Below are 20,174 nucleotides of genomic sequence, written 5' to 3'. Positions count from 1 at the left end.
GCACCAGGGGCAGGCCGCCGCCGATCTCTTCGCCGAGATGGAGGCCGCCGCGCCCGAAGGCCCGCGTCAGGCCGACATGCGCGCGCTGCCGGTATTGCTCGATCACATGCTGGGCGGCGTGTCGGTGCGTCCGCCCCAGGGTGGTCATCCGCGCATCGCCATCCTGGGTCTGATCGAAGCGCGGCTGCAACAGGCCGACCTCATGGTGCTGGGTGGCCTCAACGAAGGCACCTGGCCCGGCCTGCCCGCGCCCGACCCGTGGCTAGCGCCACGAATCCGCCGTGAATTGGGCCTGCCGGGGCTGGAAACCCGCATTGGCCTTGCCGCGCATGATTTCGCCAGTGCGCTGGGCGCCCCCCACGTCCTTATCACCCGCGCCCGGCGCGGCGGCGGCGGCCCGGCGGTCGCCTCGCGCTTCTGGCTGCGGTTGAAGGCCATGTCCGGCCCGCAATGGAAAGGCGCCGGCCGCTACGCCGCGCTGGCGCAGGCGATTGACCGGCCCGATGGCCATCACCCGGCTTCGCGGCCCGCGCCGGTTCCGCCTTTGTCCGTGCGGCCAAGGCTGATCCCGGTCACCGACGTCGATCGGCTCAAGGCCGACCCCTATGCTTTCTACGCCCGGCGCATTCTTCGCCTCGTCCGGCTCGACCCGGTTGACGCCGATGCGGGTCCGGCCTGGCGCGGGACGGCGGTGCATGAAATCCTCCAGCATTGGGCGGAGGCTGGCACGCTCGACCCCGCTGACCTGGAAGCCCGCGCGCAGGCGATGTTCGACCGGCCCGAAGTCCATCCCTTGCTCAAAGCCCTGTGGCAACCGCGCCTGATGGAAGCGATCCGCTGGATCGCGACGGAGGTCGCCAAGGACAAGGCGGCGGGGCGGACCATATTGGCGGTCGAGCGCGAAGGTCGGGCGGAGGTCGCCGAGGTCACGTTGATGGGGAAGGCCGACCGGATCGACCGACTGTCAGACGGCACGCTCGGCGTCATCGACTATAAGACCGGCAAGCCGCCCAGCGCCAAGATGGTTAAGGCGGGCTATTCGCTGCAACTCGGCCTGCTGGGCGTCATCGCCGAAATGGGCGGTTTTGCGGGGCTGGGCGATCAACCGCGCGCAGCCGACTTCGAATATTGGTCGCTCGCCAAGAAGGGCGATCAGTTCGGCTATCGCGAAAGCCCGGTCGATTCGACAGGCAGCCGTGGCAAGATCGTCACGTCGAGCTTCACCGCCCACGCCCATGAGCAATTCAGTGGATTGGTCGAGGCCTATCTGCTTGGCACCGTGCCCTTTACCGCGCAACTCAACCCCGAAGTCGCCAATTATGGCGATTATGACCAGCTTATGCGGCTGGAGGAATGGTATGGCCGCGACGATGGCTAAGGCGCGCCCGCTCCAGAAACTCCTCGGCAATCAGGCGCAGGCCGCCGCGCCGGACGCTCATGTCTGGCTGTCCGCGTCGGCCGGCACGGGCAAGACCCATGTGCTGACCGCGCGCGTATTCCGCCTGCTGCTGCAGGGGGTGCGCCCGGAAAATATCCTGTGCCTGACCTTCACCAAGGCAGGTGCGGCGGAAATGGCCGACCGCATCCACGACCGGCTCGCCGCCTGGGTGCAGATGGATGACAAGGGGTTGTTCGCCGATCTTGAGGCTTTGGGTGAAGAGTCCGGCCCCGATGCCCGCGAACGCGCCCGCCGCCTGTTCGCCGAAGTGCTGGAATCAACGGGTGGTGGCTTGCGCATCCAGACCATCCATGGCTTTTGCCAGCAATTGCTGACCGCCTTCCCGCTGGAGGCGGACCTGGTGCCGGGCTTCCACCCACTCGACCAGCGCGAACAGAGCGCACTGGCGCGGCAGACCTTGGCCGACATGGCGGTGCGGGCGCAGGAGCAGGGCGATGGCGCACTGATCGGCGCGCTCCAGGCGATCAGCCTGCGGCTGGGCGAGGGTGGGGCGGAGCATTTCCTGCTGCGCTGCGCCGCGCGCGGTGATGCGCTGGCGGCGCTGCCCGATCCGATCGCGCCCTGGCTGGCGGGTCAGTTTGATCTGCCGGAAGGTGATATTGATCAATGGCTTGCTGACCAATGTTCCGATGATGTCTTTGACATGCGGACCTTGTCTGCGCTGGTCGCCGCCAATGTCGCCTGGGGCAAGGGGCGGGGGCTGGAACGCTGTGACCGGATCGCTGTCTGGCGCGCTGCCGATCCCGCCACGCGCGCGGCGACCCTGGCCGATCTGCACCGCGCCTGGGCGAAAACCGATGGCGATCTGATCGAGGCCAAGGGCTGGGTGCCGCCGGACGATGGCTATGGTGCCTTGTCCTCGCGCCTGCATACGCGCTGCGCCGAACTGCTCGCGACCAAGGCTCGCGCCGATTATGCCGCGCTGCTGGCGCAGGGGCTTCATGCTGGGCGCGCCTATGCCATGGCCTATGCCGAGGGTAAGCGGCTGGCAGGGGCCGTCGATTTCGAGGATCTGATTGCCCGCGCTGCCCGCCTGTTGGAACAGGACGGTATTGCCGAATGGATCCGCTACAAACTGGACCAGCGGATCGACCATATATTGGTGGACGAGGCGCAGGACACCAACGCCGCGCAATGGCGCATCGTTCGCACATTGGCCGAAGAGTTTTTCGCAACCGAATGGGAAGCGGGCGAAAAGATCCGCACGATTTTCACGGTTGGCGATTTCAAGCAGGCGATCTTCGGCTTTCAGGGGACCAGCCCCGCCAATTTCGCCGCTGCGCAAATTCTGTTCCAGCGCGATGCCGACCAGTCCGGCCACCGGCTCCACGATCTGTCGCTGGACCATAGTTTCCGCTCCACCCCGGCGGTGCTGGACGTGGTGGACCGCACCATCGCGACCCTCGATGCAGGGCGGCTGGGGCTGGAACCCGGCGATGTGCGCCATATCAGCGCCAATCTCCACCCCGGCGAAGTGCAATTGTGGAAGCCGGTGATCGCGGGCTTATCTGACGATGCCGAGGGTGAGGAAAATTGGGCCGCCGATCAGGAGCGCAAGCTGGCCGAAAATATCGCGCGCCAGATCAAGAGCTGGATCGATGACGGGCTGATGCTCGAAAGCCGGGGCCGCCCGGTGCGCGCGGGTGACATCATGATCCTGGTGCGTCGCCGCAATGAATTGGCCCGGCTGATCGTCGCCCGCCTCTATGAGGAAAATGTCGCGGTTGCGGGGATCGATCGGCTGCGGCTCAATGCGCCGCTTGCCGTACGCGACCTGCTCGCCGCGCTGCGCTTTGCGGTACAGCCGGAGGATGATCTGAACCTCGCTGCGCTGCTGGTATCGCCCTTGATCGGTTGGACCCAAGACGATCTCATGACCCGGCTGATCGGGCGACGCGGCGGATTGTGGCGGCACCTCACCCGCTCGCTGGACGATGGCCTGCTTCAACCCTTGCGCGACCTGCTGGCGGTGGCGGATTTTTCGACCCCCTATCGCTATCTCGAAGCGATCCTGTCCGGGCCGATGGATGGCCGCCGTCGCCTGATCGACAGGCTGGGCACCGAAGCGGCGGACCCGATCGAGGAATTGTTGAACGCCGCTCTGGGGTTCGAGCAGGACGATCACCCCTCGCTCCAGCGGTTCATCGACTGGTTCGACCGGGGCGAGGTCGACATCGTGCGCGATGCCGCCGCCCAGGGAGATAATCTGCGGCTGTTGACCGTGCATGGGGCCAAGGGCTTGCAGGCCCCCATCGTCATTCTCGCCGATGCCTGTCTCGATCCCGATGCGGGCAACCGGATGGATGGACTGGAATGGAACGGCCTGCCGATCCTGCCGCCGCGCAAGCCCGAACGGCAGGGACCGATCGGTGACCTCGCGGAAGAAGCGGCGCGGGTCGAGCGGCAGGAGCATTGGCGGCTGCTCTATGTCGCGCTGACGCGGGCCGAGGAACGGCTGGTTGTTGCCGGATCGCTTGGCCCGGCGGCCAAGGAGCAGGTGAAGCCTGAAAGCTGGTATGGCGCGGTCGAGGCAGCGATGGAATCGCTTGGCGCACCGTGGGAAGACGATCCGATCTGGGGGCAACTTCGCCGCTGGCGGGGGACGGAAAGCCTGCCGAGCGCGAAGGCCGATATCGACGTAGCAGAGGCGCGCGACAGCGTCGCGGAACCAACATGGTTGCGCCAGCCAGCGCCAGTCGAAGCGCGCCCGCCGCGTCCGCTCGCACCATCGGCAGCGGTGGAGGATGACCAGCCCTATCCGCCACCGACCTTGGCGATGCGTGCGGCGGCTGATCGCGGACGCTGGCTTCATGCCCTGTTCGAGCGGTTGCCCGCCGTGCCGGTCGATCGCCGCCGAGATGCGGCCGACCGCTGGCTGGCTCAGCAGGGGGCGGACGACGTAGCGCTGCGCCAGGAGGTAATCGACCAGGCCTTGCGCGTCATCAATGCACCCGATTTCGCCGGCCTGTTCGGGCCTGACGCGCTCGCCGAAGCACCGATCGCGGCGGTTGTTGGTGAAGCCGTAATTGCGGGCACGGTGGACCGGCTCTGCGTCGGCGCGGATCGTGTCCAGATCGTCGATTTCAAGACCGGGCGGGTTGCACCGCGGACGCTGGCCGAAGTCCCGATGGCGCATGTCCGCCAGATGGCGGCCTATGTCGCGGCGCTGAAAGTCATCTTTCCTGACCGGGCGATCGAGGCGGGGCTGCTCTACACCAGCGCCCCGCGTCTCATCACCCTGCCGTCCGCCCTGCTCGCCGCACACAAGCCCGGCTTTGTGCCTGCGCAGGAGAATTTGCCGCTCCCGCCCGTTGAGCCGGGCGAGCAGGCGTCCTAGATAGCCAAGCAACGCAAGGAGAATAGCGACATGGCCACCAAGGCAGTAACCGACGCCAGCTTTCAGCAGGATGTGATCGACGCCGACAAGCCCGTGCTTGTCGATTTCTGGGCCGAATGGTGCGGCCCCTGTAAGATGATCGGCCCCGCTCTGGAGGAAATTTCCGAGGAACTGGGTGACAAGGTGGTGATCGCCAAGGTCAATATCGACGATAATCCCGACGCGCCGGGCAAATATGGCGTGCGCGGCATCCCGACGATGATCCTGTTCAAAAATGGCGAAGCCGCTGCGACCAAGGTCGGCGCTGCGCCCAAGAGCGCGCTCAAGAGCTGGCTCGAAAGCGTCCTGTAAGATCGATGCAGGCGGGGCAGGGTTAGCGGAACAGGATTTCCGCTGCCCTGTCCCACAAACGCGGCGAAGATGCGCCCAGCAGACCCCGGCGCGTATCGCCGACTTGATAGGGTGATCCGTCGAGCCGCTGACAGCAGCCGCCCGCTTCGTTCAGGAACAATGTGCCCGTCGCATGGTCCCAAGGCAGGGTGCGCGCGAACACCGACACATCATTCTGCCCCAGCACCAGCCGGGGATATTGTTCGGCGGCGCAGCGAGGAATGTCCACCAGCGCGAAACGGTCCTGCGATCGCCGCTGAATATCCGCCCGTTCCTCCGGCGTCATGAAATAGACGGCCAGCGCCGCGATCGGCAGCTCGCCACCGCTCTCGCGCGCCTGCACTTGTTCCCCGTCGATATGGCTGCCCCCGCCCAGCATGGCGTGGCACAGGCGGCCAGTCAGCGGATCGAGTATCCACCCCGCCAGCGTCGCGCCGCCATCGGCCAGCGCGATCATGATGCCGAAGGGCGGATTGCCCGCCGCAAAATTGCCGGTGCCGTCGATCGGGTCGATGATCCAGTTCAGTCCGTCGCCCGCCCGGTCGAGGATCGCGGGATCGGCCGCGCAGGCTTCCTCGCCGATGATCCCGGCTTCAGGCAGGATCGCACTCAGCCCTTCGGCCAGGCGGATTTCGCTTTCCTTGTCGGCGATGGTGACGAAATCGTTTGCCGCCTTCTCGCTAATCTCATGACGCGCCAGATTCTGGTAGCGCGGCATGACGATGTCGCGCGCGACCTCGCGCATCAGGGCGACGACGGGGGCGTGGATATCGAGCTGCATCAGCTTCGATAATCCGCGTTGATCGCGATATAACCATGGGTCAGGTCGCAGGTCCACACCGTCGCGCGCCCCTCGCCCAGACCCAGATCGACGCCGATCTCGATATCCTGCCCCTTGAGGTGCGCGGCCACCGGCGCTTCGTCATAGCCTTCGACCGCCAGGCCGCCGGTCGCCACTTGCGTCGCGCCGAAGCGGATCGACAGCCGGTCGCGATCGGCCGGTTCGCCCGCCTTGCCGATCGCCATGACGACCCGGCCCCAATTAGCGTCCTCGCCCGCCAGCGCGGTCTTGACCAGCGGCGAATTGGCGATCGACAGGCCGATGCGATGCGCGCTTTCGTCGCTCACAGCGCCTTCGACGCTGATCTCGACGAATTTGGTCGCTCCCTCGCCGTCGCGCACGACCAGATGCGCGAGCTGGCGGCAGATGTCGGACAGGGCAGCGTGGAAGGCGTCCGCCCCCGCATCGTCCATGCTGGTCATCGGCGCATTGCCCGCCTTGCCGGTGGCAAAGGCCAGCACCGTGTCGCTGGTTGATGTATCGCTATCGACCGTGATGCAGGAAAAGGTCCGCTTGTTGGCCGCCGACAGCATCTGTTGAAGCAGCGCCGGATCGATCGCCGCGTCGGTGAAGATATAGCCCAGCATCGTCGCCATGTCGGGCGCGATCATGCCCGATCCCTTGATGATGCCGACCAAATTGACGCGCGTGTCGCCGATCATGGCGGAGGCATGGGCGCCCTTGGCATAGGTGTCGGTGGTGCCGATGGTCGTAGCCGCTGCCTCCCAGCCGCAGGGTTCGGCAACAAAGGCAGCTTCCAGTCCCGCCTCGGCCTTGTCGATGGGCAGGGGCACCCCAATCACCCCGGTCGACGAAACCAGCACGTCGGAGGGTAGGCAGCCCAGATGGTTGGCGACCTTGGCAGCAATCGCTTCCACCGCCGCGCGGCCACGATGCCCGGTAAAGGCATTGGCATTACCCGCATTGACCACTAGCGCGCGCGCCGACCCCAGCGGGATGGCGTCACGGCACCATTCGACTTCGGGCGAAGGGCACAGGCTCTGCGTCGTCACACCCGCGACCGCCGTACCTGCGTCCAACTCGACATAGGTGAGGTCGCACCGGTCCCAATCCTTGTAGCGCGCCTGCGCCACGCGCAGCGTCACGCCCGCGATAGAGGGCAAGGCGGGGAATTGGGCGGGGGCGAGGGGAGAGCGTTGCATATTCGTCTCGCTATGATAGGGGTGGAGGCCGGTTTAGGCACAATGCCCTTTGGAACAAACATATTTTCGCATCGGTCAGGATGGAGCGATGCCGCCAATATTCAGTTCAGCGTAGTAACTGTGATTGTTCAAAAGTAACCACGCCATTCGCCTGCGACACTCGTTTACTGGTGATTGAGCATCCATGTCAGCGTATCGCGTAGATCATATATCGGCCTTTGCCCGGACACCGCATCGAGCTTGCTACGATCTCCCCACAATGTTTTTACTTCGTTCTCGCGAACAAAGTCCGGATTGACGCGAACGGCGAAATCGCGTCCCGAAATCTCCTGGATCATGGCGATTACTTCTCTCAGCGAATAGGCCTTGCCGGAGCAGATGTTGAATGTTTCGCCCAAAGCAGAAGGCGCGTCCAGAAGAGAGGCATAGGCCGACACGACATCACGGACATCCGAAAAATCACGGGAAACGTCCAGATTTCCCAACTCTATCTCATCTGCCTTTTGACGCACATAATGAACGATCTTGGGTATGACAAAATTGATAGATTGTCCGACGCCAGTATAGTTGAACGGCCGGGCGAGGATGATCGGCAAACGTTCTCTGTACAGGCGGGCAACAAACTCCATCGACAATTTACTGACAGCATAGTCGTTTACAGGGTCAGGCGAAACAGCTTCGGTAATGGCGCCACTTACCCGATTTCCGTAAATATTAGCACTGCTGGCCAGAAGGATTGTATCGACATTTCCCGCTTTATCGAGGGCGTCCAGCAGATTGCGACTACCCACGATGTTTGTACGATAAATATCTTCGGCTACGCCATGAGAGACAAATGCGATTGCAGCAAGATGCACGACCTTATCCGGCCTGATGTCTGCGATCGTGTCCGTAAGGGCTTTGGCGTCGGTCAAATCACATATGACAGACCTGCTCAATCCTTCGATAGGCGAAGTAATCGGCATATGCGATATACCAACGACTTCGTGACCATGACGCGACAACAAAGTGGTTAGGTAGCGTCCCGTGAACCCATCTACGCCGGTAATCAAAATTCTGCTCATAGATGTCTCACCTTAACTGCTGCCGTGGAACGACCGTTGCCACGTAGATGTGGTATCCGATCGCCCGCTACCGGCATCTTGTCGCCAACGCTCAAATCGAGATCAGAAAGAGGCGTTCAAACGGTTTCGTATGAGGTCCGCGTTTACCATCATCTTGCACAACTGCTCCAATGTCGTTTCCGGCTTCCAGCCCAGTTTTGTGACAGCTTTTTCGGGATTGCCAATCAGCAAATCGACCTCGGCAGGGCGATAAAAACGCGGGTTGACGCGCATGACGATCTTGCCGGTTGCAACGTCGGTGGCAACCTCATGCTCTTCGGCGCCCGAAAATTCGACCTCAATATCCGCAGCTTTAAACGCCATCCGAACGAAATCGCGGACGGTTTCAGTGCGGTTGGTCGCCAGAACATAGGTGTCCGGCTCGTCGGCCTGCAGCATGCGCCACATGCCTTCGACATATTCCTTGGCAAATCCCCAGTCCCGCTTCGGGTCCAGATTGCCAAGTTCCAGGCAATCCATCTTACCAAGTTTGATCTTCGCGACGGTGTCGGTGATTTTGCGGGTTACGAATTCGCGGCCGCGCAGCGGACTTTCATGGTTGAACAGGATGCCGCTGCATCCGAAGATGTCATAGCTTTCACGATAATTCACCGTGATCCAATGCGCGTACAGCTTGGCAACGCCATAGGGACTGCGCGGATAAAAGGGTGTGTCCTCAATTTGCGGTACGGCCTGCACCTTTCCGAACATTTCCGACGTGCTGGCTTGATAGAAGCGGATCGTGGGATCGACGATGCGGATGGCTTCGAGGAGGTTCAAAGGGCCTATGCCGGTAATCTCGGCGGTCGTAATCGGCTGATCGAAGGATACGCCTACGAAGCTTTGTGCGGCAAGGTTATAGATTTCCGATGCCTTGGCTGTTTGTAACAGACGGATGCTCGATGCAAGATCCGTGAGGTCATATTCCACGAGCTTGAGATTGGGATGCTGGCTTATGCCAAGCTCCTCGATCCGCCAGAAGTTGACAGAACTGGTACGGCGATAGGTTCCATAAACCTCATAACCCTTGCCCAGCAACAGTTCAGCAAGATAGGCGCCATCCTGCCCGGTTATTCCAGTAACTATTGCCGTCTTCATATAAACCTCGTGCCAGATAAAATGTTTATTTCTGCATCAATCGAACATTTTTGATAATAATGTGTCGATAATATTATTCTATTTTTAGATCTTAAATTCAAGAATATTACTATCACTGTTTGCGACAAGGTGAAGAATTTGCTGATTGAGTGTCGATGCCGCTTCCACATCCGCACTCTCCGTATAGCAACGCAACTCCGGTGCATTACCGCTGGGGCGAAGATGGACGATGTCGTCATTGTCGAAATAGATCCGCAACCCATCTGTCGTGTCGAACCGGACCGCTTTCCCCGCTACCGCGCCCAGCATATTCGTTAGCCGAGCGAGGATATCGGTTTCGGTGCCAGCTTGAAGATAGGAAATCAACGCCTGGCTGCGATCAGTGGGGAAATTTTGCAGGCGATCACTCACCGTATATCGGGCCGGCAACTGTTCCTGCAACGCCGACAGAGTGATGCTTCGGCGCTTTGCATCCACTAGTGCTGCTATCATTGGCAATATGGCGTCGCGCGTCGGTAGCGCTTCTAAAACAACGCCCTCGCTTTCAACAGGAGTGCCAAGCAAAAAGCCACCATTGGCTTCATAGCCGCATATCGTGGCATGGCCAGCGCGGCTCAGTCCCTGCATGCCTTCTATGACGAATGGCGATCCGATCCGGGTTCGACGAACTACATCGAACAGGCCGCATAGCTCGACCGCGCTGTTGCAACTGACCGGCGTCGCGACCGCCTTGATACCCAAGGCCCTGGCACATAAAATGCCCAATATATCCCCACGAATCCATATACCCGTTTCGTCGGCCAGCAGCGGCCTGTCCGAATCCCCATCTGACGACAAAATGGCATCGAGTTGCAATTCTGCAGCCCATTGGCGGGCGAGGACATGGTCTTCAGGGCGAACCGCCTCCGTATCGACTGGAATGAACGTTTCCGATCTACCGAGAGGAAAGGCTTGCCCGCCCATCTGCTTGACCAAAGCAACAAGGACATCTCGACCAACGGCCGAATGTTCGTAGATGCCGAGCTTAAGCCCCTCCAATGCGCGCGCACCAAAGAAATCGACGTAGCGCGCGATATATGTTGTCGTAGCATCGACAAGGGGAAACTTTAGGGGAGGCGCCAACAACATCCCACTGCCGTCGAATATATCCGGCAAATCCACTATTTGCGCCCGGATGGACAGTTCGTCCGCCTTGAGTATTTCACCATCGGGACGGTTGAATTTTATGCCATTGCGATCGTCGGGTATGTGGCTGCCCGTAACCATGAGCGACCCCATGCCCCGCGCAAAGCCATAGGCTGCCACCGCTGGCGAAGGTACGAAACCGCAATAGTCCACATGTCCGCCCTTATGAACAATAGCGGCTGCACAGGCGGCCATGATCCGGGGCGAGGATGGGCGAAGATCACCAGCAATCGCAACATGCTGTCCGGAGTGAAACAATCCCTCGGCTTCCAGATGCTGCAGAAAGCCCATGGTGTAGGCGAAGCATATGCGGTCGCTCATCGCGCTCACGAGGCCGCGGGCGCCACTTGTACCGAAAGCGACGCCAGACACGGCCATCAGGTCCGCGATAGAAACACCCGTCATAAAAACTCGCTATGCCCGCTAGGGAATGTGATTGCAGACGCGGAAAACTTACGCCCCTGTCGCGGGCTTAGCGCCCTTTACCGCTTCCGTCACGCGGCGAACCTGTTGAGATTCGCCGCGACGCAATATCATGACTTCTTGTCCTGAAACGACCACGATCAAGTCGTCGATATCGACCAGCGTGACGCGGGGTCCATCGCTATGCACCAAACAGTTTCTTGCGTTCAACAGGAGGGCCTCCCCTCGTACTGCATTGTCGTTGGCGTCTCTAGTGCTGACCGCATGCAACGAGTCCCAGCTGCCGACATCGGACCAGCCCATATTGACAGGAACACAGGCCACATGCGCCTCGCGTTCCATAATGGCATAGTCTACCGAGTCAGAGGGGCAAGCCGCGAAGGATTCCGGTTCCGGCAGGACATGCAATCCTTCGCGCTTCGCGCCTTTAAGGGACGCCCTGACTGCGGCCAGCATATCCGGCCGGTGACGTTCAAGCGCTTCCAAATAGGCGTCGGCCCGAAACAGGAATATGCCAGCATTCCAGACATATTTGCCTTCAGCCAACATCTTTACGGCAGTAGATGCGTCAGGCTTCTCAACGAACCTTGCTACCTTATGCACCATATTGCCAAGGTCAGCACCCATCTGGATATAACCATATCCCGTCTCCGGGCCGTCCGCTTCGATGCCGAATGTGGTTAGCAGACCTTCTGAAACAAGCGGCAACGCACGCGATATGGCAGTATGGAACGCAGGCAGATCAAGGATGATATGATCGCTTGGCATCACCAGCAGAATATCATCAGGTCGCGCCTCTAATGCTGCCAGCGCAATTGCGGGCGCGGTGTTGCGCCCCGACGGTTCAAGTATCAGACGATAGTCGTGGATTCCGATAGCCTGCAATTGTTCATCGACAATGAGTGCGTGTGCGGCATTGGCAACAATGATCGGGGAACTAACCGAAGCACCGGCATAGCCTTCCGTCCTACTGATGGTCAATTGAAGCATGGTTTGCTTTGCCGTTAGCGATAGCAGTTGCTTGGGACGCTCAGGCGTCGACACCGGCCATAGTCGAGTTCCCGATCCCCCAGACAAGACCACAGGAACAATATATTGAGATTCGCTCGCCATTTTTCGCCTAATTAATCCGTCAATCTTCAAATCAGATGTAACGTTACCGTAACAGTGTCACACGGATGATTGGCGTGGTCTATGGCTGCAAATTCTAGGCTTGCCAAGCCTTTAGCACTCTGATGGCGGCGCTTGGGCAACGGTATAACTGGACTGTGATAGTGACGCGCGGGTCGGGAAGATCGATGGCGTTCTCTTTAAGCGTAACGGCCAGGCGCGACCCGACGTAGCGTGATGGGCGGTTCGGTCGTGCGCACCGATGGTTCGTCGATCACGGCCAGCGGATCAACGGCACGGCTGAGCAGAAGGCCGCATCGATCATCACCTTGCCAGATGACCGTGCCGCATATTTCCAGATGATCGCCAATCAATGTCACACGGGCACCCACCGGCGGCACATGGGCACCGCCCAGCAGCGCACCATAGACCGAGATGTTCAGGATGGTGACTGGGCTGCTGACCCCGTCCCATAGCAGGGTCGCTGGCGCATTGGCGACGAAGCGACTTTCGCGTCGGCGGTCACTTTGTGAACGATAAGATGTGCTTGTCATGCTCTTCTCCCGGCTCCCCCCAGGATAAGATGCAATTATCGGCTGGTTTCGTTACCGAAACCATGCCTCATCCGGTCAACCCTATATTAGCCATAGGCGGACGGAATTACCCATCCGCCCGGCGCAGGATCAGGCCAAGGCGCCGTGACAATGCTTATATTTCTGACCCGACCCGCAGGGGCAAAGCGCGTTGCGGCTGATGTCGAGATTAGCGAAGTCGCTATCGGGTGCCGTGTCGAGCGGCCGGCTAGGGATGGTCGTGGTGATCCCGCCCCATTGCCCGGCGTCGATGTCGGCGCTGTTATCCTCACCCGAAAACGGATCGATATGGGTGGTGATGAAATCGGGTAGCACCGGCAGGTCGAATTGCGGTAGTGGCGCTTCGTCCATGCGGAACTGCACCCGTGCGATCGACCCGGTCACATCCTCGCGGATATTTTCCAGCATCCGTTCGAACAGCGCGAAGGCCTCCTGCTTATATTCGTTGATCGGCGTCTTTTGCGCATAGGCGCGCAGATGGACGACCTGGCGCAGCGCGTCGAGTGTGGCCAGATGCTCCTTCCAATGATGATCCAAGCTCTGCAACAGGATCGACTTTTCGATCATGTGCCAGTCGGCCGAATCGACATTGGCGACCTTCTCGGCGACGGCTTCGTCGGCCATGGCGGTCAGCCGCTCCTCGATCATTTCCGGGTCGATCGAATCCTCGGCCATCCAAGCGTCGAAATCAACCTCCAGCCCCAGAATTTCGGAGGTGCGGGTCTTGAGCTTCACCATGTCCCATTGTTCGGGATAGGTGCCGGGCGGGCAGGATGCGCCGACGATGTCGTTCACGGTTTCATGGCGCATGTCGGTGACGACGTCGTCCACCGTATCGGCGTCCATGATGTCGGAGCGCTGTTCGTAGATCACCTTGCGCTGGTCGTTCATGACGTCATCATATTCGACGACCTGCTTGCGAATGTCGTAGTTGCGCGCCTCGACCTTCTTCTGCGCAGTCTCGATCGCCTTGCTCAGCCATTTGGACGGGGGCAGCGCTTCGCCATCTTCCAGGTTGGAGCGGATCATCTTGGCGAACATCGTGTCCGGGCCAAAGATACGCATCAGATCATCGTCGAGGCTGAGATAGAAGCGCGACAGGCCAGGGTCACCCTGACGACCCGAACGGCCACGCAGCTGATTGTCGATACGGCGGCTTTCATGCCGCTCGGTCGCCAGCACGAACAGGCCGCCAGCGGCCAGCACTTCGGCCTTTTCTGCGGCGATTTCCGCCTTCATCCGTTCGATTGCAGCATCGCGTTCGGGGCCTTCTGGCACATCGCGCAATTCGTCCTCGACGCGCAGTTCCAGATTGCCGCCCAACTGAATATCGGTGCCGCGACCGGCCATGTTGGTGGCGATCGTCACCACGCCCTTGCGCCCGGCCTGCGCCACGATATGCGCCTCGCTCTCATGGAAGCGGGCGTTGAGGACCGCGTGGGGCACGCCTTCCTGATTGAGGAATTCCGACAGCATTTCGGACTTTTCGATCGACACCGTGCCGACCAGCACCGGCTGGCCCTTTTCGGCATGTTCCTTGATCGTCCGCGCAATCCCGCGGAACTTGTCCTCGATATTCTTGTAGAAACTATCCTGCTCGTCGATCCGCTGCACCGGCTTGTTGGTCGGGATGGTGACGACGTTCATCTTGTAGATTTCGTAAAATTCGGTCGCTTCGGTCGAAGCCGTCCCGGTCATGCCCGAAATCTTGGGATACATGCGGAAATAATTCTGGAAGGTGACCGATGCCAGCGTCTGGTTTTCCGGCTCGATCTGTACGCCTTCCTTGGCCTCCACCGCCTGATGCAGGCCATCGGACCAGCGGCGACCATCCATCATACGGCCGGTAAACTCATCGATGATGATGACCTTGCCGTCCTTCACGATATAATCGATGTCGCGGCGGAACATGACGTTGGCGCGCAGCGCCTGGTTCACATGATGCACCACCTGGGTATTTTCGAAATCATAGAGGTTGGTGCCCTGCAGCAGCCCGGCATCCTCCAGCAAACGCTCGATCCGCTCGGTGCCGTCCTCGGTCAGCGTGACGGAGCGCTGCTTTTCGTCCTTCTCATAATCGGCTTCCGTGACCTGCTTCACGATCGCATCGACTGAGACATAGAGTTCGGACTTGTCGTCGGTCGGGCCGGAGATGATGAGCGGCGTGCGCGCTTCGTCGATCAGGATCGAGTCCACCTCGTCAACGATCGCATAGTTGAACGGGCGCTGGACCATCGACGCGCGGTCATATTTCATATTGTCGCGCAGATAGTCGAAACCGAGTTCGTTGTTCGTCGCATAGGTGATGTCGGCGGCATAGGCGGCGCGGCGCTGATCCTCGCTGATGTTCGGCACGATGACGCCGGTGGTCAGCCCCAGGAAACGATAGACCTGCCCCATCCAGTCGCAGTCGCGGCTGGCGAGATAGTCGTTGACGGTGACGACATGAACGCCCTTGCCCTCCAGCGCATTGAGGTAAGTCGCGAGCGTCGCCACCAGCGTCTTGCCCTCACCCGTGCGCATTTCAGCGATCTCTCCGCGATGCAGGACGATGCCGCCCACCATCTGCACGTCGAAATGGCGCATACCCAATACCCGGACGGACGCTTCGCGCACCGTGGCAAAGGCTTCGGGCAACAGGTCGTCCAGCGTCTCGCCCGCGGCCAGCCGCTCGCGGAACCGCGCGGTCTGTGCGGCCAGATCCGCGTCGCTCAGCGCCTGCACCGATGGTTCGAACGAGGCGATCCGATCGACGATCTTGCCCAGCGACTTCACGTAGCGTTCGTTGGACGAACCGAAGATGGACTTGGCGAGTGCGCCGAACATGGACATTCCTGACTCAAAAGGGAGGCGTTGCCCGGTGACGGGCAGGCGCGCAGACATGCGCGGCGATTTAGGGATGGCTCAGCGGTTAGTCAATCAACGTGCCGCTGCACCACAGGTAACGTCCTGCGGCGGGTGGAGGGATCGCTCTATTACGGTAATATCACGATATGCGCCTTACTCGCCCAGCATTGAGCAATGCGGTTCATTGCCTCGTTCAGAAGAGAGCAACCCCTTACCATTTTCCATGAAATTATGCTTTTCGACAAAATTTTCTTGCCAAGGCGGTTGCAAGGCTCGAAATTGTAGGAACCATGAATTCGTTGGTTTCAACGCGCCACCTCCTTCCGATTTGAGACTTCGCATACCAGATCATATGTCGTGTAATTTGATCTAAAAAATTGATATAAAGTGATTTATTTTCTGATATGAGCTAGATCAAACTAAGCAGCATGGGATTGACGTTGTACACAAGGCCACGGGCTTACGGTTGCATAATTGGAGCTCACGGGCGCTTTCCCCCCATATTGTAATCGGTACCAAGGTGTAAAGTCTTCCAGGGCTTGGGTCTGTTAGGCTGAAGCTTGGGCAGCGCGCCTTATTCGGTCAAAATTGACAGTTAGAGTATGCTATGAAGTTGGTAGATCCTGTTTCGAACGCTCCATTTGAAATCGCTAAGTTGAAGATGGTCCCGTTCGCCGCTCGCTTCTGTGCATATTTAGCCAGAAAAAAGGGACGTGCCGCTGCCCATGCAATGAATTGGGGCCAAGCTGTTGATGCCTATGTTGGGGCATTGCGGTTGGTACCTATGAATGCACGCCTCTGGGTACAGCTAGGTCATGCCTATGGTCATTTGGGAATGCCGGATGCAGCACAGCTCGCCTATCGCAATGCAACGAAAGCGCAGCCAGAAAATTCTATCGGTCACCGCCATCTAGGCTATGTGCAGCGCGAAACGCATCTTCATGAACAAGGAATGCGTTCTTTAGCCCGCGCCCTTCTTCTTGACCCTGAAAATCGCGACATCGCTGAAATATTGCTGGCAGACAAAGGTGAGGAAAAGACGCAGGAATATCTGGTCAATGCTGCTTTTGCGCACGCTGATGAATGCCGTCCTGATCGGCCGATGGGGTGGAAGGCAGTGTGGTTGCGGTCCCAGGCAAGAAAAGCTGCGCGCAAACGGGATTGGAAAGAAGCCGAGAAATTTTATGCAGCCGCAGTGCGGCTTGAGCCGAGCAATCCCGATCTTCTTCTACAGCTCGGCCATGCTTTCAACCACCAAAACCAGCAACCTGAAGCAGAACTCGCCTACCGTCGCGCGATCGCAATCGATCCCCTATATGTGGATCCATGGTTACATCTTGGCTATGTGTTAACGGCGCAAAACCGGCATAATTCGGCCCGTACAGCGTTCGGCACCGTGCTTCGGCTTGCTCCCCATCGCCTTGCTGACCACCCCATATTGGCCGGTGCCGAAATCGCGCATACGCAAGCCAGTCCCGCCCCTGCCGAAGGCAAGTCAAGAGTCATGGTGTGCCCGCCTGAACTGGGCGAACGTGAAAAAGCCATATGGAACCTTCTGGCCACGCATGTTCAAGGAAAACATTGATAGATGCGCATCGTTATAGATCTGCAGGCATGTCAGAATGGCAGCCGACATCGTGGAATCGGCCGATACGCCATGTCCATGGCCCGCGCGATGGTAAAGGCTGGTAGAAACCACGAATTCATCATTGCGCTTAATCGATCCTTCTCCGAATCCGTGGATGATATCCGTCGTTCGTTTGAGGGGCTGCTTCCGCCTAGCTCTGTCGTTACCTATTCGGTGCCTCCCATGGCTACGGCGGCGGATCCGTCAAATGCATGGCGCAATCGCGCGGCTGAACTTGTGCGCGCGCATTTTCTCGAAAGCCTGGCGCCCGACGTCGTGTTCGTTCCTAGCCTGTTCGAGGGCTTTTGGGACGATACGGTTGTCTCTGTGGAGCGCGACGCGCCCTATCTCAACGTCATCACCTTACACGACCTGATACCTTTGGAAGATCCCGCGCGTCATTTGGGCGGGGAACATGATCGTGCTGCCTATTTTCGCCGTTTGAACGACGCCCGCCACGCCGATCTGTTGCTTGCAGTTTCGCGCTACGCGGGAGATGACGCTATCGCCAAGCTCGGCATTGCCGATCACAAGGTGGTCGTTGCCTATGGCGGTGTGGATGAACAGTTTCGCGCGCCGAAATGGAGTTCCGCGCAAAGAGCGGATATCCTGGAAAAATATGGGATTTCCCGCCCCTATGTGATGATGGCCAGTCCTTTGGAGCCGCGTAAGAACATCGAAGGACTGATTGCGGGTTATGGCAGCATGTCCAAGAGCGTCCGTGATGGACATCAGCTTGTTTTTGCCGGCAAGATGGACAGCTTTGCGCAGCGTTATATCCACGACTTGGCGAGGGCGGAGGGGATGGACCCGGAAACCATTGTGTTGCCTGGTTTCGTTTCCGATGCTGATCTGCCTGCGCTCTACCATTACAGCAGCACATTCGCCTTTCCATCCTTTAGCGAGGGTTTTGGCCTTCCGCTATTGGAGGCGATGGCCTGCGGAGCCCCCGTCGTAGGTTCGTCGAAAACCAGCATTCCCGAAGTCGTTGGTCGATCCGATCTCGCGCCCGATCCTGCCAACATCGTCGAAATCGGGCGAGCGATCGAACGCATCCTGGCCAATCCTTCGGTTGAGAAGGAATTGCGCGATTTTGGCCCGCGGCGTGCGGCGTTGTTCACATGGGAAAAGTCTGCAACCGTCGCGCTCGACGCGCTTGAAAAATTGCTGCGCGAGAGCCGCCCGTCTACCTCTGCTACCGTACAGGATGAAGGGGGCATGCCATCCAGGCGGATGGAAATGGCGCTGTTGATGATGGACGTTCCACCCGAACATCGACTCTCTGGCGTCAACAATGCCTTGGCAGCCGCGCTCGCAGACAGGTTTGACCTTACGATCATCAGCACGAGCCGAACGCCGGTAAGCGAATGGTTGCAGGCCAATTGCGCCATCAGGAACGTCGAGTGGTTCGAAACCCACGCGGATCACTTTCATCATATCCTCTACAGTGCCGATTATATGGCCGATGCCGCTTTCCGCCGACTGATGCGCCGCCAAAAGGGCGACCTGATACTGGTGGAGCGTCTGGCTCCTCCTGCTCCTAATAAATTGACCGGCCGGCGCCTTTTCGATGGCGCGGAACTGGCTATGTTCGAGGCCGCCGGCTTTGGGGGGCTGTCACGCGCAGCGGCGAACGAAGTTTCTGCAAATGAGATGATCGACCTGCTGATTGAGGATTTGGCAAGCCGTGCCGCCCATCTCTATGTCGAGGCTGACTCGGCAGTCGGACAAGTGGCCTGCCGGACCGACATCATGCCCATTGCGCTTTCCGACCAGGCCCGTAGGGCACTGTGCGAAAAGGTCGGTGTAAACGCAGCGTCCGCTGTTATCGTGGCAGTTGCTGCCGATGACGATGCCGCTTCCCGCATCATTCGGGATTTCCGTACGGCTTTTGTCGCTGTAACAGACGCGCCGTCTCTCGTGGTTTTTTGCGACCTGCATGACCGGCAGCCGGGCGACGTCAATATCAGCAAATTGGTGTCTGGCGTTGTCCGGATTAGCTGTGATCTGGACGCTGTGTATTGTGGACTGCTGTCAACGGCCGATGTCCTGATCGTCGATGACGGCTTGCCGGATGCGATCCGTAAAAGGATGTCCATCGACTGCCCGCCACCGCGCCTTTATCTAGCTCGCCATCTGGTTGGAGCAAAGTGCTCGAAGTTGGTCGAATTTTTTGATTCGGCGCAGGCCCTCGTGCGGGATGATAACATAACGGGCGCGGCCATGCCTGGTGCCGTCGAGGCAGCGCGCCAGATGAGCGGTAAGCTGCCAGCAAAGCGCGCAGACGCCGAAGTCCTAAAACGCCTTATTGCGAGACTGCCGGAAGACGTCCGCGGAAGTCGGCCGGACGAAAATGATTTGGCAAAGGTTGCTATCGCGCTGGCTCGCAATGAAGCCTGCCAGAAAGCGCCTCAAATCTACTTCGATTTGACCGCCTTTGCAAAACCTGATCCGAGCCACCGACTTGATCGCATCACCAGTTATTGGCTTGAAGAGATATTCCGGCAAGGCGGGAATAGGGTACGCGCCATCTATGCCGACGGTGGGCATTTTGTCGTCGGCAATCAATTTGCCGCCCATGTCTGCAAGATTGCCAATAGCTGTCTGCAGGACCATCTTCTCACGCCTCAAATCGGTGACCGCATCGTCGGGTCCGACCTGTTTCATTCTTTCGCCAAAAATAACTTCGACCTGCTTAGGGCAGCGCGTAATGATGGCGTCGCGCTGGACTATATTGTCATGGATAGCCTGGCGTTTCAGCGTGATGGGTTAAGACCATCTTTTGCCGGGATGCTCATGACCTGGATTGAGGAGACTGTCCTCTCCAATGGCATTTCCATGACGGGGCTGCGGCAGGAAATGTCGGATGCGACATCATCCCGACCGGCCTCGCATGATGCCTGTATGCAGGCTCTAGACGATGCCGATATTCCGGTAGCGGTTCTCAATTGCCCTGATATTCTGGGCGATAGTCGTGTTATGGCGGATGCCAAGAGGC

General features: G+C 59.4%; 13 protein-coding genes. 5 read left to right on the top strand and 8 right to left on the bottom strand.

All coding sequences use genetic code 11. From position 1 onward, the window contains the following. The 3 genes from IL54_RS21285 to trxA all read left to right on the top strand — a co-directional run. The coding region (locus IL54_RS21285; RefSeq protein WP_037480729.1) for a PD-(D/E)XK nuclease family protein at nt 1-1,378 on the top strand (1,378 nt) is incomplete at its 5' end. Then, nucleotides 1,359-4,796 (top strand): double-strand break repair helicase AddA, encoded by a 3,438-nt coding sequence (gene addA, locus IL54_RS21280; protein WP_037480260.1) that lies wholly within the window; start codon nt 1,359-1,361, stop codon nt 4,794-4,796. The genes IL54_RS21285 and addA, both read left to right, overlap by 20 nt. Before the next feature lie 30 nt (nt 4,797-4,826). Continuing rightward, the gene (trxA, locus tag IL54_RS21275) at nt 4,827-5,147 is read left to right on the top strand and encodes a thioredoxin TrxA (protein WP_037480258.1); all 321 of its coding nucleotides are present in this window, start codon (nt 4,827-4,829) and stop codon (nt 5,145-5,147) included. A 22-nt stretch (nt 5,148-5,169) separates the two neighbouring features. Here the strand turns inward: trxA and IL54_RS21270 are convergent, their stop codons facing one another. The 8 genes from IL54_RS21270 to secA all read right to left on the bottom strand — a co-directional run bounded on the left by IL54_RS21270 (nt 5,170) and on the right by secA (nt 15,528). Further along, nucleotides 5,170-5,967 (bottom strand): inositol monophosphatase family protein, encoded by a 798-nt coding sequence (locus tag IL54_RS21270; RefSeq protein ID WP_037480256.1) that lies wholly within the window; start codon nt 5,965-5,967, stop codon nt 5,170-5,172. Then, nucleotides 5,967-7,190, bottom strand: a complete 1,224-nt coding sequence (gene argJ / locus IL54_RS21265) for a bifunctional glutamate N-acetyltransferase/amino-acid acetyltransferase ArgJ (protein ID WP_037480254.1) — start codon at nt 7,188-7,190, stop codon at nt 5,967-5,969. The genes IL54_RS21270 and argJ overlap by 1 nt, the downstream gene beginning before the upstream one ends. Before the next feature lie 164 nt (nt 7,191-7,354). Further along, the gene (locus IL54_RS21260) at nt 7,355-8,254 is read right to left on the bottom strand and encodes a GDP-mannose 4,6-dehydratase (protein ID WP_037480252.1); all 900 of its coding nucleotides are present in this window, start codon (nt 8,252-8,254) and stop codon (nt 7,355-7,357) included. A gap of 102 nt (nt 8,255-8,356) precedes the next feature. Next, the gene (gene gmd, locus IL54_RS21255) at nt 8,357-9,391 is read right to left on the bottom strand and encodes a GDP-mannose 4,6-dehydratase (RefSeq protein ID WP_037480249.1); all 1,035 of its coding nucleotides are present in this window, start codon (nt 9,389-9,391) and stop codon (nt 8,357-8,359) included. 84 nt (nt 9,392-9,475) lie between these two features. Next, nucleotides 9,476-10,981 (bottom strand): phosphomannomutase, encoded by a 1,506-nt coding sequence (locus tag IL54_RS21250; RefSeq protein ID WP_037480248.1) that lies wholly within the window; start codon nt 10,979-10,981, stop codon nt 9,476-9,478. Nucleotides 10,982-11,029: 48 nt separating this feature from the next. Next, complete coding sequence (locus tag IL54_RS21245) at nt 11,030-12,112, bottom strand: mannose-1-phosphate guanylyltransferase/mannose-6-phosphate isomerase (RefSeq protein WP_076605615.1); 1,083 nt, start codon at nt 12,110-12,112, stop codon at nt 11,030-11,032. A 197-nt stretch (nt 12,113-12,309) separates the two neighbouring features. Next, nucleotides 12,310-12,663 carry a PilZ domain-containing protein gene (locus IL54_RS21240; RefSeq protein ID WP_037480244.1) on the bottom strand — a complete coding sequence of 118 codons (354 nt, stop codon included), beginning with the start codon at nt 12,661-12,663 and terminating at the stop codon, nt 12,310-12,312. A 129-nt stretch (nt 12,664-12,792) separates the two neighbouring features. Continuing rightward, complete coding sequence (gene secA, locus IL54_RS21235) at nt 12,793-15,528, bottom strand: preprotein translocase subunit SecA (protein WP_037480242.1); 2,736 nt, start codon at nt 15,526-15,528, stop codon at nt 12,793-12,795. A 628-nt stretch (nt 15,529-16,156) separates the two neighbouring features. Between secA and IL54_RS21230 the strand changes: the two genes are divergently transcribed. Next, nucleotides 16,157-17,134, top strand: a complete 978-nt coding sequence (locus IL54_RS21230) for a tetratricopeptide repeat protein (protein ID WP_081913165.1) — start codon at nt 16,157-16,159, stop codon at nt 17,132-17,134. A 3-nt stretch (nt 17,135-17,137) separates the two neighbouring features. After that, a partial coding sequence (locus IL54_RS22415) for a glycosyltransferase family 4 protein (RefSeq protein WP_237748982.1) occupies nt 17,138-20,174 on the top strand: 3,037 nt, incomplete at its 3' end.

Source organism: Sphingobium sp. ba1 (assembly GCF_000743655.1).
Taxonomy (GTDB): Bacteria; Pseudomonadota; Alphaproteobacteria; order Sphingomonadales; family Sphingomonadaceae; genus Sphingobium.
This window is presented reverse-complemented; position numbering and strand designations above follow the sequence as displayed.